The organism is Pseudoalteromonas sp. bablab_jr010 (assembly GCF_016464105.1).
GTDB classification, from domain to species: Bacteria; Pseudomonadota; Gammaproteobacteria; order Enterobacterales; family Alteromonadaceae; genus Pseudoalteromonas; species Pseudoalteromonas simplex.
On the sequence record NZ_JACDWV010000031.1, the window covers coordinates 1 to 802 of the forward strand.

Sequence of the window (802 nt, forward strand, 5' to 3'; positions counted from 1 at the left end):
CGACGTATGGTTTCAGGACGAAGCACGATTTGGCCAGCAAAATCCGACTACGCGCATTTGGGCTGAAACAGGCACTCGGCCACGGATTGTAAAACAACAGCAATTTGACTATGGATACTTATTTGGCGCGGTATGTCCAGCGACAGGCCAAACAGAAGCGTTAGTTAGTCCATTTGTAAATAAAGAAGCGATGACGCAGCACATGCGCCAGATATCACACGCGACACCTGCTGGAAGACATGCTGTCGTGATCATAGATGGCGCAGGCTGGCACACATACGATACAGCTGCAGAATTTAAAAACCTAACGCTTATAAAGCTTCCACCTTATTCACCAGAGCTAAATCCAATAGAGCAAGTATGGAGTTGGATACGACAACATTGTTTATCAAATAGAGTGTTTTCAGGCTATGACGAAATTGTCGATGAAGTTTCAAAGGCGTGGAATCACTTTATTTCAATCCCGGATCGAGTAAGGAAAATGTGCAATCGGGAATGGATTAAATTGATTTAATCTTTATACGGAATGGTATTACAAGAGTAAAGTTAGCGAGGGGAAAGTTGAAGGAGTAAAGTTTGGAAATCTGGCGTAGGTTGGGTAGAGCGAAGCGAAACCCAACAGCGTGGTAATTCGTTATGCAGAATGAAGAGGTAAAGCTCATTAATAAAAGACGAATTAGCGCGAGGTGAAATAAGCCGTTTAGAGATCGCCAACCAGTTAGACCAGTAGAGATTTTAAGAATTTTTAACCATGGGTTATGAAGAGGGTCACATGGATTATGTCTGTCTCTTATACACATCT

At 42.6% G+C, this 802-nt stretch carries 1 protein-coding gene; it reads left to right on the plus strand.

Annotated elements, in window-relative coordinates:
• The coding region (locus JIG37_RS01170) for an IS630 family transposase (protein ID WP_199528426.1) at positions 1-514 on the plus strand (514 nt) is incomplete at its 5' end.
• Positions 515-802: the final 288 nt, after the last annotated feature.